Source organism: Sphingomonas sp. 2R-10 (assembly GCF_030062225.1).
In the GTDB taxonomy this organism is placed as follows: Bacteria; Pseudomonadota; Alphaproteobacteria; order Sphingomonadales; family Sphingomonadaceae; genus Sphingomonas.
Genome location: NZ_JASCXF010000014.1, coordinates 60,641 through 75,771 on the forward strand (window position 1 = coordinate 60,641; position 15,131 = coordinate 75,771).

16 protein-coding genes, 1 pseudogene and 1 riboswitch are annotated in these 15,131 nt (G+C 64.8%); of the genes and pseudogenes, 6 read left to right on the forward strand and 11 right to left on the reverse strand.

Annotated elements, in window-relative coordinates; translation table 11 throughout:
- Positions 1-150: 150 nt before the first annotated feature.
- The gene (locus QLH51_RS08290; RefSeq protein ID WP_283514515.1) at positions 151-1,554 is read left to right on the forward strand and encodes a hypothetical protein; all 1,404 of its coding nucleotides are present in this window, start codon (positions 151-153) and stop codon (positions 1,552-1,554) included.
- 14 nt (positions 1,555-1,568) lie between these two features.
- On the opposite strand, the gene QLH51_RS08295 is transcribed toward QLH51_RS08290, so the two are convergent.
- Genes QLH51_RS08295 through QLH51_RS08310 form a run of 4 tightly spaced genes read right to left on the reverse strand, consistent with a single transcriptional unit; the run spans position 1,569 to position 4,471 of the window.
- Positions 1,569-2,084, reverse strand: coding sequence for a tetratricopeptide repeat protein (locus QLH51_RS08295; RefSeq protein WP_283514516.1), 516 nt, complete (start codon positions 2,082-2,084; stop codon positions 1,569-1,571).
- Between the two features lie 43 nt (positions 2,085-2,127).
- The gene (locus tag QLH51_RS08300) at positions 2,128-2,865 is read right to left on the reverse strand and encodes an ATP-binding cassette domain-containing protein (RefSeq protein ID WP_283514517.1); all 738 of its coding nucleotides are present in this window, start codon (positions 2,863-2,865) and stop codon (positions 2,128-2,130) included.
- Positions 2,862-3,845, reverse strand: a complete 984-nt coding sequence (locus tag QLH51_RS08305; protein ID WP_283514518.1) for a hypothetical protein — start codon at positions 3,843-3,845, stop codon at positions 2,862-2,864. Before QLH51_RS08305 ends, QLH51_RS08300 begins: the two co-directional genes overlap by 4 nt.
- Positions 3,842-4,471 (reverse strand): recombinase family protein, encoded by a 630-nt coding sequence (locus QLH51_RS08310; RefSeq protein ID WP_283514534.1) that lies wholly within the window; start codon positions 4,469-4,471, stop codon positions 3,842-3,844. The genes QLH51_RS08305 and QLH51_RS08310 overlap by 4 nt, the downstream gene beginning before the upstream one ends.
- A 138-nt stretch (positions 4,472-4,609) precedes the next feature.
- On the opposite strand from QLH51_RS08310, the gene QLH51_RS08315 reads away from it, so the two are divergent.
- The gene (locus QLH51_RS08315) at positions 4,610-7,579 is read left to right on the forward strand and encodes a Tn3 family transposase (RefSeq protein WP_283514519.1); all 2,970 of its coding nucleotides are present in this window, start codon (positions 4,610-4,612) and stop codon (positions 7,577-7,579) included.
- 21 nt (positions 7,580-7,600) lie between these two features.
- On the opposite strand, the gene QLH51_RS08320 is transcribed toward QLH51_RS08315, so the two are convergent.
- A complete protein-coding gene (locus QLH51_RS08320) occupies positions 7,601-7,780 on the reverse strand; it encodes a hypothetical protein (protein ID WP_283514520.1) in 180 nt (59 codons plus the stop codon).
- 89 nt (positions 7,781-7,869) lie between these two features.
- Between QLH51_RS08320 and QLH51_RS08325 the strand changes: the two genes are divergently transcribed.
- Positions 7,870-8,055 carry a hypothetical protein gene (locus QLH51_RS08325; protein ID WP_283514521.1) on the forward strand — a complete coding sequence of 62 codons (186 nt, stop codon included), beginning with the start codon at positions 7,870-7,872 and terminating at the stop codon, positions 8,053-8,055.
- A 146-nt stretch (positions 8,056-8,201) separates the two neighbouring features.
- On the opposite strand, the gene QLH51_RS08330 is transcribed toward QLH51_RS08325, so the two are convergent.
- A complete protein-coding gene (locus tag QLH51_RS08330; RefSeq protein WP_283514522.1) occupies positions 8,202-8,969 on the reverse strand; it encodes a glutaredoxin in 768 nt (255 codons plus the stop codon).
- A gap of 63 nt (positions 8,970-9,032) precedes the next feature.
- On the opposite strand from QLH51_RS08330, the gene QLH51_RS08335 reads away from it, so the two are divergent.
- Positions 9,033-9,440 (forward strand): MerR family transcriptional regulator, encoded by a 408-nt coding sequence (locus QLH51_RS08335; RefSeq protein WP_283514523.1) that lies wholly within the window; start codon positions 9,033-9,035, stop codon positions 9,438-9,440.
- A 3-nt stretch (positions 9,441-9,443) separates the two neighbouring features.
- Here QLH51_RS08335 and arsH read toward each other — a convergent pair whose 3' ends face one another.
- From arsH to QLH51_RS08360, 5 genes and pseudogenes are all read right to left on the reverse strand, one after another.
- A complete protein-coding gene (arsH, locus tag QLH51_RS08340) occupies positions 9,444-10,187 on the reverse strand; it encodes an arsenical resistance protein ArsH (protein WP_283514524.1) in 744 nt (247 codons plus the stop codon).
- A complete protein-coding gene (gene arsN2, locus QLH51_RS08345) occupies positions 10,187-10,621 on the reverse strand; it encodes an arsenic resistance N-acetyltransferase ArsN2 (RefSeq protein WP_336620698.1) in 435 nt (144 codons plus the stop codon). Before arsN2 ends, arsH begins: the two co-directional genes overlap by 1 nt.
- Positions 10,618-10,773 (reverse strand): annotated as a pseudogene (locus QLH51_RS08350) (YnfA family protein); the annotation flags it as partial. The pseudogene QLH51_RS08350 and the gene arsN2, both read right to left, overlap by 4 nt.
- 518 nt (positions 10,774-11,291) lie before the next feature.
- Positions 11,292-11,636 (reverse strand): DUF190 domain-containing protein, encoded by a 345-nt coding sequence (locus QLH51_RS08355; protein WP_283514525.1) that lies wholly within the window; start codon positions 11,634-11,636, stop codon positions 11,292-11,294.
- A 64-nt stretch (positions 11,637-11,700) separates the two neighbouring features.
- Complete coding sequence (locus QLH51_RS08360) at positions 11,701-13,059, reverse strand: voltage-gated chloride channel family protein (protein ID WP_055982128.1); 1,359 nt, start codon at positions 13,057-13,059, stop codon at positions 11,701-11,703.
- Positions 13,060-13,082: 23 nt separating this feature from the next.
- Positions 13,083-13,159, reverse strand: a riboswitch (Fluoride riboswitch).
- A 164-nt stretch (positions 13,160-13,323) separates the two neighbouring features.
- On the opposite strand from QLH51_RS08360, the gene QLH51_RS08365 reads away from it, so the two are divergent.
- Both QLH51_RS08365 and QLH51_RS08370 read left to right on the forward strand, forming a co-directional pair.
- Positions 13,324-13,689, forward strand: a complete 366-nt coding sequence (locus QLH51_RS08365) for a DUF305 domain-containing protein (protein ID WP_229668351.1) — start codon at positions 13,324-13,326, stop codon at positions 13,687-13,689.
- Position 13,690: 1 nt separating this feature from the next.
- Positions 13,691-15,130 (forward strand): YncE family protein, encoded by a 1,440-nt coding sequence (locus tag QLH51_RS08370; protein WP_055982125.1) that lies wholly within the window; start codon positions 13,691-13,693, stop codon positions 15,128-15,130.
- Position 15,131: the final 1 nt, after the last annotated feature.

Consider the following 15,131-nt stretch of genomic DNA (forward strand, 5'->3'; position numbering starts at 1 on the left):
AGGCAGGCAGTCGAAGGGCTCAGTCCCTACTCAGCACGAACGGTTCTACAAAGGTATCAGCCTCTGACCGGGCACCGGTGAGAGGATGGTCGAAAACGTACGCTAAGCGGTGATGCTTGCGCGCCATGCAATCCGAGGTAGCCTGACGCGATGTTGATCGCGCGTCTCCGCACCATCTCTGTCTTTGCCGCGACTGCGTTGCTTTCGACCGGGTGTGGCAATGCCGCGCCCGTTGACAGCCTCGCTGTTCGGGCAGTTGCAGCAGCAAAGTCGATGCCGGCGGGTCGGGAGCGCGACGTGACGCTACGGGAGGTGTCGCGCAATCTTCGCCATGCCGATCGCGACCAGGCCATCGAGGCAGCCTCTGGCATGTCCGAGGATTACGAGCTGCGGACGTTCGGCCCCGGTCCGGACAAGCTGACGCGTCAGATTGTGGCGCAACAGGATGAGCAGCGAAGCGAGGACCGCGCTTGCGAGCGTTTCGTCGAACGGCTCCGCCCGGGCGGCGCGAGCGCCGCAGATGACAGGCGTATCCGCGACTGCTTCTCCATGGACGCTCCGCCCGGCATCGTTCCGCCACTTATCCCGCCATTCCGGCTGATACTGCTGGCCGCAGATGCGCTGCCCGCTGGGCCGACCAAGGCGTCGCTCCTCTACAGGGCAACATGGGACAGCGTTCCTGATCGGCCTGCCGGTGGGGCGGCCGAGGCTGTGCGGCGTTTGCGGGCATTGATTCCGCTGCTCGCCGGCGAAACCCGCCGGGAGGCGATGACGTGGCTGGATACGACTTCGGTCGATCTGATCGAGGGTCGCCCCGACGATGCCGTGGACCGCATCCGGCGGAGTTTTGCACGACGCCAAGCCACGGGTGACGCGCCATTGCCCGAACCCGGCCAGCAGGCGCAGGGACTGATCGCCGATTTTCTGCACGCCCGCGACCTCGATCGTGCCCTGACGGTGACTAACCTGCTGTCTCCCTCGGACGACTGCGCCGCAGTGGACGACGGACTGACCGGTGTCCTGGAATGGGTATTGCCCTCGCAGGACAGCACCGTCGTGGCAGCCTATATGACGCGCCTGACCACGTCGGGCATCCTTGCGCGCTTATGCCCGAAGGGATTGAGCAGCGAGATCGCCGCGGAAGCCTGGTTGAACGCCGGCAACGATGACAAGGCGCTGGAGGCCGCAAGCCGGTCGGGCGATCCGCTGGTGCTCGGGAAGACACGTTTGGCGGTTATCCAGCGCCGTATGACGACAGGCGATGCCAGCGGTGCCGGATCATTGCTTCGCATGATGGCCGACGCACCGCCTCCGCTCGATCGGGGCGATCCGTTCGAGCGGGTCCGGGCGGCAAGGCAACGGATACAGCTCATCCATCTGCTGACAAAGGCCGGTAACATCGAGGACGCGGAGCGGCTCGCCTCCGCTTACGCCGGTCCCGGATGGCGGGCCTTTGCCTGGTCGGTGATCGTCGGAACGAAGGGGCGCGACCGCGCCGGTCCGAACTGGGCTGGTCCTTCGCTCGATCTTCAGGACGTCCCGGCGGACCACTGAACGGCGCATCCGCACTATGGCTTAAATCCTTGCCGTTCCGCTTCGGCGATTAGTTGCCGTCCACGTTCAGGGTCGCGTGCGATACCCCGGCCTTCGACCAGCATGTGACCGAGCCGATGCTTCGCCTCGGCGTTCCCCGGCCCGCCGTCCGTATTGGGGATCATCATGACCTGCCCCGCACCGCCGAGCCGGACGGGCGGAGAATAGATGCTGGTGAACGTGGGGCGGTCCTGCGCTGCCTTCTCATAGAGTGTGGCGGCACGGCTATCGTCGCGCACCACGCCGCTACCCGTTTCCAGGGCGCGGGCGAGTTCGACCATCGCCGTCCGATCGCCCTGATCGGCCCGGCATTGCAGGTGCGGCAGCCGCACCGCCTCATCGGCATAGGTGTAGCGGATGCGGGTCACGCCCGCCGCGTCGGTGATCGGTACGGCACCGACGCCGCGAAGGCCGACGCAACTCGGCGGAGAAGAGGGTGTAGCACAGCCTGCGATGACCATCAGGAGAGGCAACACGGTCCACGTCCTCATTGCACTTCCCGAGGTCATCGCAGAATCCCTTTCTCAGCGTACGCTAAACGTTGGGCGTAGCTGATCCGGATCGCAGGCGGTCGATCGTCTGCCGCTCGAACGTTTGCGGATTCTGGGCAGCGATCCGCAGCATGCCTTCGTCCAGCGCCAGTGCGACCTTGCCATCGGCGAGCATGAGACCGGCGTCGCATGCCGATGCCAGCGTGCCGAGGTCGTGGAGGGCAGTGATAAGCGCCAAGCCGCCATCGACCCTATCGCGCAGAACCTCGCGCAGGTCGAAGATCGCGACAGGATCGAGCCAGTTGAACGGTTCGTCAAGGATCACGAGGGAGTGGCCACCCGCGAACGCCGCAGCAATGGCGATCCGCTGTCGCATGCCTGCGGAGCAGTCGCCGATCCAGCGGTCGAGCAGCGGCGCCAGGCCCAGCGCTTCATGCAGCTTTCCCAGGCGGGAGCGAACATCATCGATGTTCCCGCCGACGAGTTCGAGAACGTCGCGTCCCCGCAAGGCATCCGGCAGTTTGTCGGCCGGAGGAGAGAAACCGAAACGCAGCGCGCGAGCGGCACGATCCTCGATCAGTTCTTCGCCACCGATCCGGCATGATCCACCGGCGAAGGGCAGCCGGCCGGCAAGCGCCCTGAGCAGGCTGGTCTTGCCCGATCCGTTGGCGCCGATGAGGCCGAACCACGATCCGGGTGCGACGGTCAAATCGACGTCGTGGACGACGCGCTCCCCGCTCCGCTCGACGGTTGTGCCTGTTAGATCGACGGCGGGGTTCATACCAGCAGCCACGTCTTCGTCCGCCCCCGGCGATGTAGTTGCCAGAACATGGCAAGCGTGATGACAGGCAGGGCCACCGGCATCGAATAGGCGACCAGCATGAGCAATCCTGTGAGGATGGAGACGAGGAAGTCGGCGAACCGCTTGGTATGCAGCCGATAGGCGAGGACGCGCAGCGCCAAGAGCAACAGCGTGGCGACACAGGCGGCAGCGGCGATCCCGGCCGCAACCGGCCCCAGCATGATCCAGCATCCCGGCACCGACACGGCAAGGAAGGTCGCGATCCCCTTGCCATGGTGAACGAAAATGCGTCGCGATCCGTGTCCGGCGATCGTCATGAAGCGGACGATGGCGTCATCGGCGCTGGTGAGGATCAGCGCGAGCAGGACCGTGCCGATCCCGACCACCGCCATCAGGGCATTCGTGCCCAGCGTGCGGGTCGGCAACAGCAGCACGAGCAGGACCGTCGCAGCCGCTACCCCGGCGATCGGGCGATGCGACCATGCCCGGAGCGTCCATCCCGGTCGCGCCGTGCCAGCGAGCCGCTTCGGCATCCTGACGCCACCCGTCAGTCCGGCGATCAACACCCCGGCAAGATAGGCGGGCACGCTGATGACCAGCAGCGAAGGGCGCACGATCAGGGTCGCCACGGTCAGCAGCGCCAATCCGATGCCATGCCATGCCGTCCTGTAGCGCAGGCGGGTGTGCGGGTGCAGGGCATCGGCCGCGAGCAACCCGTCGAAGGCATGGAAGGCGAGGCGCGCCCTGACAAGGCGTCCCGCCCCGATGCCGATCAGCGTGCCCGCACCGAGCGCCGTCCACGCTGCAACCCTCCACGGGCGATCGGTGAACCACGCATGGGCTACGGCCAGTACGACCAGTAACATGAATGCGGCGATCGCCTGGTCATGCCAGCCCGCGAACGTCGCTCGGATCGTGTTCGAGGCGATCAGCCGATCCTGACGGAACAGGCGGTTCATTTCGCCTTGCGCCGGTCGAGTAGTCGCTGCCCGTCATTGCGCAGCTCGCGCTTCGGCCCGACAAAGCGGTAAAGCGTCTGCCGAGTGATGCCGAGTTCGGCGCACAGCTCGGCGACCTTGGTTTCGGGCTTACCCATCGCGGCCTGGGCGAGGCGCAGCTTGGCCGGCGTCATCTTGAACGGGCGGCCGCCGCTTCGTCCACGGGCACGCGCCGCAGCGAGACCGGCCTTGGTCCGCTCGACGATCAGCTCGCGCTCGAACTCGGCGAGGCCGGCGAAGATCGCGAAGATCAGCCGACCGTTGGCGGTGGTGGTGTCGATCGACGCGCCTTCGCCCGCCAGCACCTTGAGGCCGATCTGCCGCTTCGTCAGCTCCCCGACCAGATTGACGAGATGGCGCAAGTCGCGCCCTAATCGGTCGAGCTTCCACACAACCAGCGTGTCGCCGCGCCGCAGCGCCTTGAGGCAGGCATCAAGTCCAGGCCGCGTGTCGCGCCGGCCCGATGCCGCATCCTCATAGATATGGTCGGGATCGACGCCGGCCGCGACCAGCGCGTCGCGCTGGAGGTCGTGGACCTGACTGCCGTCCGCCTTGGACACCCGTGCGTAGCCGATCTGGGTCGTCACATATACGTCCGTATAGGTGACAAAGCCGGATTGCTCGCCACGGAGCAGCTTCTTTGTCACTTAACCCGTGTCCCTGTCTATGCTCCATCAACATTGTAAACAGCTTGTTTCGTGACAGTCGCCGAATGAGAGATCGCCATGTCCGTCAAGACGATCCTCTCGCCCGGCCAGCGGGCCGCAATCTTCGATCCGCCCGTCGACCGCGAGGTGATCGAACGGCTCTATACGCTCGGACCGGACGACCTCGCACAGGTCGGCCGACGACGTCGCGGATCCAACCGGATCGGCTACGCGGTCCAGCTCTGCTACCTTCGCCACCCGGGGCGAGCGCTCGCCCCGGGTGAGGTGCCGTCCGAGCTCATGCTGGCTGCTTTATGCGAGCAATTGGGCGGCAACACGTCCGACTTCCTTGGCTACGCCGATCGCGGTCCGACCTTGCGCGAGCACCGAGCCGAGATCGAGGCGCTGCTCGGCCTGAGGGCATTCGAACGATCGGACCTGCGCGCAATGCTGGCGATAGGCATCGAGATCGCCACCTCGACTGATCGTGGAGCGCCGATCGTCGCCGCCATGGTCGACCGATTGCGTCTGACCCGGGTTGTCGTGCCCGCGGCGTCGACGCTGGAGCGTATCGCCCTGATCGCCCGCGCCCAGGCGCGCCGTACTGCCTATACCGGATTGATCCGGGACTGCACTTCGGAGCAGGAGGCCAACCTCGCCGATCTGATCGACGCGGGTGAACGGGGCCGCACGGGCCTGGGCTGGATTCGTGACTGGTCTGAGGCGCCCAGCGCAGCCAACCTGAAGGCATTGGTCGAACGATTGAACCGCGTACGTGCGCTCGGGATTGAGTCCGACCGGGCTCGCCGCGTTCACGGTGCCCGCTATGCCGTGATCGCACGCGTCGCCGGGATCGTAACCGCTCAGCATCTACGCCGGCTCGAGCGTCGCCGACGCGTCGCCACGTTGATCGCGTTCGCAATCGAGATGGAGGCGGCGCTGACGGACGCCGCGCTGGCCATGGTCGAGAAGCTGGTCGGCTCGCTGTTCCGCCGCGCCGACCGGACGCGCTCCGAGCGGCTGCTGGGTCAGGCCCGGCTGCTGAAGGACACGGCGCGCGTCCACGTCCGACTCGGCCGAGTGCTGATGGATGCGCGCGTGAGTGGTCGCGACCCGCTGCCCGCGATCGAGAGCCGCATCGGTTGGGATCACCTGGAGCGCAGCATCCGGTTTGCCGAGGAGCTGACCCGCTCGGCTGACGACGGCCTGGACGAAGTGGTCGAGCGCTATCCCGCCGTGCGCAAGTTCGCGCCTGCCTTCCTGTCCGCCTTCACTTTTCGCGCCGCGCGGCCAGGCGATCCGCTGCTCGGTGCCGTCGAGGCGTTGCGGCGCATGTACCATGACGGTCGCTCGGTTCTGCCGAAGCGGGTGCCGACCACTTTCCTGAAACCGCGCTGGCGCAAGGTGGTGTTTCCGGCCGAAGGCGACATCGACCGGCGCGCCTACGAGATCGCGGTCATCGTACACCTTCGCGAGCGGCTCGCGTCGGGAAGTATCTGGGTCGATGGGAGCCGCGCCTACCGTACGCTCGATGACTATCTCCTGCCGCATGCGGCGTTCGTCGACATGCGAGCCGAGGGCGAGCTCGGGCTGGCGGTCGCCCCTACGTTCCGGGACTGGTGCGATGAGCGCCGCTTGCTGATGAGCCGTCGCATGGACGAGGTAGAGCGCGCGGCCTCAGCCGGCGAGCTGGTCGACGTTGCGATTGCGGGCGGCGAGCTGACTATTACCCCGTTGCGCCGCTCGGTTCCGGACGAGGCCGAGGAGCTGAAGGCAAAGCTCTACGCCCTCCTGCCCCGCATCCGCGTCACCGACCTCCTGGTTGAGGTAGCGACCTGGTCTGGGTTCGCCGACCGCTTCACCCATGCGCGCAGCGGCGAGCCCGCGTCCGACCAGTCGGCGCTGATGGGTACGATCCTAGCCGATGCGACCAACCTCGGGCTCGGCCGCATGGCCGAAAGCTCGCGCGGGCTGACGCTCGCCCGCCTGCGCTGGACGGCCGAGTGGCACGTCCGCGACGAGACGTACCTGTCGGCGCTGGCCGCCATCGTCGACACCCACACCGCGCATCCGCTCGGGGCGGTATGGGGGCCGGGCGATACCTCGTCTTCTGACGGTCAGTTCTTCCGGGCGGGCGGCCGCGGAGAAGCTCGCGCCGACCACAACGCGCGTTACGGCAGCGACCCGGGCGTGCTGTTCTACACCCACGTCTCCGACCGGTTCACGCCGTTCCATACCAAGGTCATTGCCGCGAACGCGGGCGAGGCCGCCCACGTCATCGACGGCCTTCTCGACCACGAGAGCGAGCTCGTCATCCGCGAGCACGCGACCGACACCGCGGGCGCGGTTGACCATGTGTTCGGGCTTTGCCACCTGCTCGGCTTCCGGTTCGCGCCGCGTATTCGAGACCTGAACGAGCGCCGACTATATAGTATGGGTGCGCTTGACCCCTGGCCGACACTGCGGCCGCTCGTCGCGGGCCCGATCAACGTCAAGGCGATTGAGGAGAACTGGGACGAGACGCTCCGGCTCGCCGCGTCGATCAAGGCGGGAACGGTCAGCGCGTCCGCCATGCTCCGCAAGCTGGCCGGCTACCCACGCCAGAACCCGGTCGCCCGCGCGCTGCGCGAGATCGGCCGTGTCGAACGGACCCTGTTTATGCTCGACTGGTTCGATGACCTCGAGCAGCGGCGCCGCACCGGCTCCATCCTCAACAAGGGCGAGGCCAGGAACGCGCTTGCCCGCGCCATCTTCTTCAACCGACTGGGCGAGCTTCGCGACCGCACGTTTGAGAACCAGCGACACCGCGCCTCCGGGCTCACCCTGGTGACGGCCGCAGTGACGTTATGGAACACGGTGTATCTCGACCGCGCCGTCCAGCACCTCCGTCGCAGCGGGATTGACGTCCCGAATGAGCTACTCGCTCATGTCGCTCCGCTCGGATGGGAGCATGTGGGGCTTACTGGCGACTATCTCTGGAGCGAGATCAATCGCCCGCGCGAGCACTTCAGGCCGTTGCGCTTGCCGCGGACCGGCGAGGGTCGTTAGCGTACGTTTTCGGGCCTTCTCTCACCGGCCCCCATGATCGCCGCCCTTCTTCATGTCCTTGCAGCAATCGCCCTTGCCGTCCTTGCAGCAATCGGCACCGTCTTTGCAGCACGCCATGTCGGCGCAGCAGGACCCGGCCGCGAAGGCTGCGGTGGGAAGGGCGAGCGCCAGCGCTGCGCCGATCAGCTTGAACTTGGTCATCAAAATCTCCGTTGATTGAATGTGTGAACCTGTTGGAGGGTCACACGGCTCGCGGAGGTGGAGTGGCGGGCGGTATCAGCCACCCGCTCATGACATTAGCCGGCGATGGCCAGGCGGCGATTGGGAGTGAGGATAACGGCTCGACCCTCGCCAGGGCTTCCCCGGGGACGGCGATGCAGGGCGTCGCGCAGGCCGCTTGCGGCGCCTTTTTGTCCGGGGCCGAAGGGTTCTTCTCCTCGCACCCGGCCATTGCCGACGCGATCGGAGCGGCTTGAGCACTGGCTTCGCAGATCGGCCCCAGCCGGATAAGCAGCATCATCGCAAGCACGGCCAGGACGGCCGTGCGAAAGACGCTGATAAAAGGACGAGACCCGGACTTCACGCCCACTACCGGCAGCCTTTTGGACCTGAAGTCAACGGCTCAGTGCGGCATCGAGAGCGCAGCCGGGGCGATCACCATCCATAGCGCCATGGCGACCATCATCACGTTCTCGGTCAGCGAGAGGAAGCCGAGAGGTACGTTGCTATCTCCGCCCACGCAGGCGCACTTGAGTTCGCGCTTGTCTACATAGACCGCCTTGATGACGGATATCGCACCGATCGTCCCGATGACGAGCGCGATCGGCACCGACAGCCAGGTGAGCACACCAGCGGCCATCAGCACGCCCGCGACACCTTCCGCGTAGGGATAGACGTAGGAATAGGGCACCCAGCGCTTGGCGAGCAGATCGTAGTTGAGGAACATGCTCGAGAAGCTCTCTACGTTCTGGAGCTTCAGCAGGGCGAGCACGCACATCGAGAAGGCGATGAACCATTCCCCAGCGCGGACCGTGAACGGCGAGCCGAAGGCAGCGTAGCTGGCCGCGAGCGCCATCAGCGCGGCCATGGCGAACACCGCGACTACGGGCCGGTATGTGACGGCCTTGGGATCGCGCACCGCCTTGCCGAAGAAGCGGCGCAGATCGTCATAGCCTCCTACCCGCTCGCCACTGATAAAGGTTTGGGGCGTGGTCTTCACGCCGTGCTCCGCCTTGAACGCGTCGGTTTCCTCGCGCGTGCGCAGCCAATGATCCTCGACCTCGTAACCTTGCCGGCGCAGCAGATCCTTGGCCTTCACGCCATAGGGGCAGGTGTGCGCAGGCATCACCATACGATAGATCGTCGCTTTCTTGGGCGCCGCGGTCGCCATCTCACTTCTCCGTCCTGTTCGCGGAGCCTATATAGGGTCCGTACTATAGTACGGAGTCAAGGCATGGCGGCGCTGACAATTGCGGGTTTCGCGCGTGAAGGGGACGTCGGTGTCGAGACCGTGCGCTACTATCAGCGCCGGGGTTTGCTCGATACGCCAGACCGACCGCAAGGCTCCGGCGCGAGCGGCAGTATTCGCCGCTACGGAATCGATGACGTGCGCCGCCTCCGGTTTATCCGATCGGCGCAGGCAGCCGGGTTCACGTTGGAGCAGATCGGCGAACTGCTAGCGCTCGACGCAACGGACGATCGCGCCCGCGCACGCGAGCTTGCCAATGAGCGGATTGAGGCGCTGGACGCCAAGATCCAGGAGCTTGAGCGGGTGCGCGCCTCCCTTCGCCATCTCGCGAGAGAGTGCGGAAGCGGCTCGGCCGGGCCGTGTCCAATCCTTCAAGCCTTCGATCACGCTTGAGCGTCAGACGCGGGCGATAGCGATGCTCGACAGGTCGGTAGCCACGTCGACCGGCACGCCGACTTGCTTGCGCTCCGAATAACGATCGACGAGCTGCACCGCATGGGGGCGCAGGAGGACGGTGAAGCGCACCAGTTCCTCCATCACGTCGACGATCCGATCATAATAGCTCGACGGCTTCATGCGGCCAGCATCGTCGAACTCCTTAAAGGCCATCGCCACCGAAGATTGGTTCGGAATCGTGACCATCCGCATCCAGCGGCCGAGCAGGCGCAGCGTGTTGACCGCGTTGAACGATTGCGATCCGCCCGATACTTGCATGACGGCCAACGTGCGCCCCTGCGTTGGGCGCATGCCCTTAATCTCGAGAGGCAGATGATCGATCTGCGCTTTCATGATGCCGGTAATCTGGCCGTGCCGCTCAGGGCTGCACCAGACCTGTCCCTCGGACCACATCGACAACTCGCGCAACTCGTGAACAGCCGGGTGATCGTCGCCCGCTACTTGGTCGGGCAGCGGCAGCGTAGAGGGATCGAAGATGCGCGTTTCGGCACCAAACAGGCGCAGCAGGCGAGCAGCTTCCTCGACGGCAAGCCGGGAAAAGGAGCGCTCGCGTAGCGACCCATAGAGTAGCAGGATGCGTGGGGCAGGCTCGGTTGGCCCAAGAGCCTCAGCAGAGCGAGGGCGGATAAATGCAGGGTCGAGCGCAGGCAGAATGTCGGGATCGGTAAGTGTGCGAAGCGGCATCAGAGAGCTTTCACGAGGTAAGTAGCCGAGGCGGGGCAGAGCAAGGTGAACTCGCGCGTGGCGGCAATGGCCGAGGGTGCCGCATGCCGATCGGCAGCCGCATAGCCCAGCGCGCGGAAGAACACGGCCGCGGTCGTGGTCAGCAGATGCAATCGCTCCACGCCCAGTCCGCGCGCTTCTTGTTCCAGCGCCGCGACCAGCGTTCGGCCGATGCCGGCGCCTCGGCGATCCGGGACGACGAGAATGGAGCGGAGCAGGCGGTCGGCTCCCTCGCCTTCGAGACCGCCATAACCGACGAGGCAATCCGCATCGAACCGGAAGAAGACGCGGTCAGTCTCCGCGAGATCGGCACTGGGGAGGCTTGCGGTATTGAGGAGACATGCCAGTCCCGTCAGCTCGTCCGGATCGAGGCGTGTGGCGATCAGCGCGGTCACGCAGAACGCGGCCCGAGCAGGATCACACAGGTTCCAATCAGGCACAGGGCAGCGCCGCCGACGTCCCAGCGATCGGGACGGATGCCCTCCACGCTCCACAGCCAAAGCAGGGAGGCGCAGATGTAGATGCCGCCATAAGGGGTCACTGCACGAAAGTGCGCTTTGCGTACGCCAGGCCCGAACGAACAGCGAACGACACGGATCGGTGGTTAGGCGACAGGCAGATTTCGGGATGGTTGAAAGCTGTCTTTGAGCGGTGTCATAACCGTTCTAGGCTGTTGAAAAAGTTGCTTCGGCTCGGAAGAGGCGTCGGTCAGGGCAATATTCTTCTCGTATCATGCCTATCTTTGCAACTTCTTGTTAAAATTGGTCACCTCAACGCAGTCATATTACGCGCGAGGTCGTCGCACTGCCTGCTTGCCGAGTTTTTCAACAGTCTCGGTCGGTTGTGACGCCTGTCAGCGCCCCGGTTAGCGTTTCTGGCACAGCAGCGCGGCATGGCGAACCGACCGTTGAGCGTCTGGAGCAGTCCCGCTTCTCCATGTACAGCGGGTCATTTCGGGAAAACTCAATCGGGAACAGGTTTCGGGAAAAGCGTGTCGACCCGCGCATCGGGCAGACCAATCCTGTCGTGACGGTCCTTCTGGAAGTTCCATTATGGGAACGCCGATCAGGCTCTGGTTCGCTCAGTTTCGCGCGTGATCGTCCAATGCTCCAATTGTTTGTAAACTATCACCTTGTTGCCGAGCAGATCGCCATGCCGGCGACAGAAAATGTTGAGCTGGTCACGTTCGCCGACCAGCTCGACGCAGATAGTCAGATGCGGATCGGCAATCTCCGATCCATTTTCCCGGATTGGGCCGCGATTGCTGAAGCCGTAATGCATGTTCTGCGCGACGGCGTTGATGATGCCGTCCGCCTTCGCGGTGCGGATCAGCTCGCGATAAAAAGGTTTCGCACCCCAGAAGCGACGTGGGCCGACCTTGTCAGACGGCTTCAAATAGATGCGCAGCATTCCAACTCGCGGTGCTGGACGGTGAAACGATCAGGCATAATGGGCCTTTCGATAGGAAGCAGGATCAGACGCGCGAGCGACGGCGGGAAGCACGGTGCGTGCGGGCATCACGCAGGGTCGCATCGGGTGTGAGGCGCGCAGCAGGCACCTTGGGGACTGCGACGCGCTGCGACAGATAAATGCCGTTATGACCCGAGCAAAGGTAGGCGACGAAGCATGCGACCGCGATCGGCACAGCATAGGCCGCCCCGAACAATTCGATCCCCATGAACGTGCAGGCAAGCGGCGTGTTGGCCGCACCCGCGAACAGCGCAACGAAGCCGATCGCCGCGAATAACCCTGTCGACACCCCGAACATAGGCGCGAGTGCATTGCCGAGCGCCGCGCCGATGAAGAACAGCGGTGTCACCTCCCCGCCCTTGAAGCCGGTACTAAGGGTGACGACGGTGAAGAGCAGCTTCAGCGCCCAGCTCCACGGGTCCGTATTGGAGCCGAAGAAGCTGGCGATGGTCAGGCCATCCGGCGTCGCCGCTAGCGTGCCCAGACCGAGATAGTCCCGCGTGCCGAACAGCCAGACCAGTGCGATCACGGCCACGCCACCGATGACGGGTCGTAGTGGGCCATAAGGCACCATGCGCTTCAGCCATCCGCCCAGCGCATGATTGGCCTCTGCAAAAGCTAGTCCGACTAACCCGAATACGACGCCCGCGACGCCAACCTTGATGACGATTAGAGCGTCGACCGGCACTGTCGCATCGACATGGTAGATGCCGTGGTGAATGCCCCAGGCAAGACAGGTCCAGTCGCCGACCAGTGCCGCGACCAGGCACGGCACCAGCGCGCGATACTCGACCCGGCCAATCGCCAGCACCTCCAGCGCGAAGACCGCTCCCGCGATCGGCGTCCCGAACACTGCGCCGAACCCTGCCGCGATCCCGGTCATCAGCAGGATGCGCGTTGCTTGCGTATCCAGCTTGAGGGCGCGCCCGAACCCGCCGGAAAGACTGCCGCCCAATTGCACGGCGGTGCCTTCGCGCCCCGCCGATCCACCAAACAGATGTGTCACGACCGTGCCGAAGAAAATGAGCGGGGCCATGCGCAGCGGCACGCCGCCCCCCGGTTCGTGGATCTGCTCGACGATAAGATTGTTGCCACCTTCGACCGAGCGCCCTGTCAGATGGTAGAGCAGTCCGACCACGAACCCGCCGATCGGCAGCAGGTAGAGCAGCCAGGGAAAGGCGAAGCGAATCCGGGTTACGGCATCGAGGCTCCACAGGAAGGCTGCGCAGAGCGTTCCCACCGTTGCGGCCATCGGGACCAGGATCAAAGCCCACCGCAGCACCGACATGGCATGGGTGCGGCGATCGCGAATGAACGCTGCCATGTTGAACTGGTCGTAGAGATTGCGAAATGTCGCGCGCACGATTCCTCCTTGCTGCCTTACGGCGCCTGGTAGGAATCATCGGCCCTTGCGAGGGCGGTTCGGCCGAATGGCCCGGCGGAAATCCATCGCCGTGCCCGAGCATATGCTGTCCGACGGCGACCTGGTCAACCAACGGCAGGGTCACGATGAGACGATTGTTTTGCTGAGGATCAATAATTGGCTCACCCATGGAATAAACCCCGACGGGCGTCGTCTACCCTTTCGAGACTGATCCGCAGGAGGCTTATGCGTAGACGAAATTGGATGCTGGGTCTGACTGCTTCGGCCATGCTCACCGGCGCAGTCGCGGCCGCCCCCGCCGATGGCTACGCCAGCATGGTATCTGCCGCGATGGACCGGATGATGGCGGGCATGATGGTCAAGCCGTCCGGCGACGTCGACCGCGATTTCGTCGCGATGATGCTTCCGCATCACCAGGGCGCCATTGATATGGCGGTGGCAGAGCTGCGCTACGGCCATAACGAGCAGCTCAAGCGCATCGCGCAGGAGATCATCATCGATCAGCAGCAGGAGATCGCCGCCATGAAGTTGGCGATCGGTCAGCCGCTACCCCCTTCGACGCCAGCCCCGACGCAGGGCGGCGACCACCACAGCCATATGGAGCACTGACATGATCCGGACCTTCCTGCTCTCGGCCGCCTTGCTGATGAGCGCCGCACCGGGCATTGCCATGGCTCAGCAGGCGCCGTGGAACGCCAAGGACGTGCCTGTCAGCCACCGCGACCGCGTCTATGCATCCGAACAATTCTCCAACACGGTGTCGGTAACGGACCCGGCCGACAACAGGTTGCTCGGCGTCATCAAGCTCGGCGATCCGCAGCCGATGAATTTTTCCCCGCTCTACAAGGGGCAGGTGCTGGTTCACGGCCTCGGCTTCTCGCCGGACGGGAAAACACTGGCGGTCGTGTCGATCGGATCCAACGCCGTGTCGTGGATCGACACCGCCACCAACACCGTCAAGCACACGACCTATGTCGGGCGCAGTCCGCATGAGGCGTTCTTCACGCCGGACGGCAAGGAGGTGTGGGTCACGGTACGCGGCGAGGATTACATCGCCGTGCTCGACCCCACGACGTACAAGGAGACCGGTCGCATCAAGACGCCCGGTGGTCCGGGCATGACGATCTTCTCTCCCGATGGCCGATACGGCTATGTCTGTTCCTCATTCAATCCGGTGCTGGCCGTGTTCGATGTCTCGACCCACGCGCAGGTCGGACAGGTGGCGCAGCCGAGTCCGTTCTGTCCCAACATCGCCGCGACGCCGGACGGCAAGCAGGTTTGGTTCACGCTGAAGGACATCGGCAAGACGGTCGCATTCGATGCCAAGCCGCCTTTCGCGATCCTCAAGGTGCTGGATACCGGACCGATCACCAATCACGTCAACTTCGCCCGCACGGTCAAGGGACAGTTCGCCTATGTCACGGTGGGCGGGGAAAACGCGGTGAAGGTGTTCCGCACGTCCGACTTCGCGCTTGTCGCCACCATCCCGGTCGGCAAGATGCCGCACGGCGTCTGGCCATCGGGCGACGGCCGGCGCATCTATGTCGGGCTGGAGAATGCCGATGAACTTGCCGCGATCGACACCGCCGGCAACAAGGTCGTTGCCACCGTGCCGGTCGGACAGGCACCGCAGGCGATCGCCTATGTGCCGAACGCTGTTCCGACAGGCCCCGGCACCGACAATCTCCAACCGCTCGGTACGGCAGGCAAGGCGGTGCATCTGAACATGGGGCCGGTTGGCGGCAATGGTGCGGCAAGCAGCATTACCCTCTTCGACCAGGGCATCATTCAGGTCGTGCAGAGTGCCGTTACCGGTTTGCAGCCCAAGAAGCCTTACATGCTCGTGCTCACCGCCAACGCGGACGGCAGCGGTGCGGTAGAGCCGCTTGCGAACTTCATGAGCAATCCGGCAGGTGCGGCGATCGTCAACGCATCGGGTCCGATCCGGCAGATCGTTCAGGGCAGTGCAGCGGCCCCCCGGCGCTTTCTGGCGGTCGCCGAGGTAGTGAATGGCGCACCGGGCCGCATCGTGCAGGTGCAGCGCGACTGAG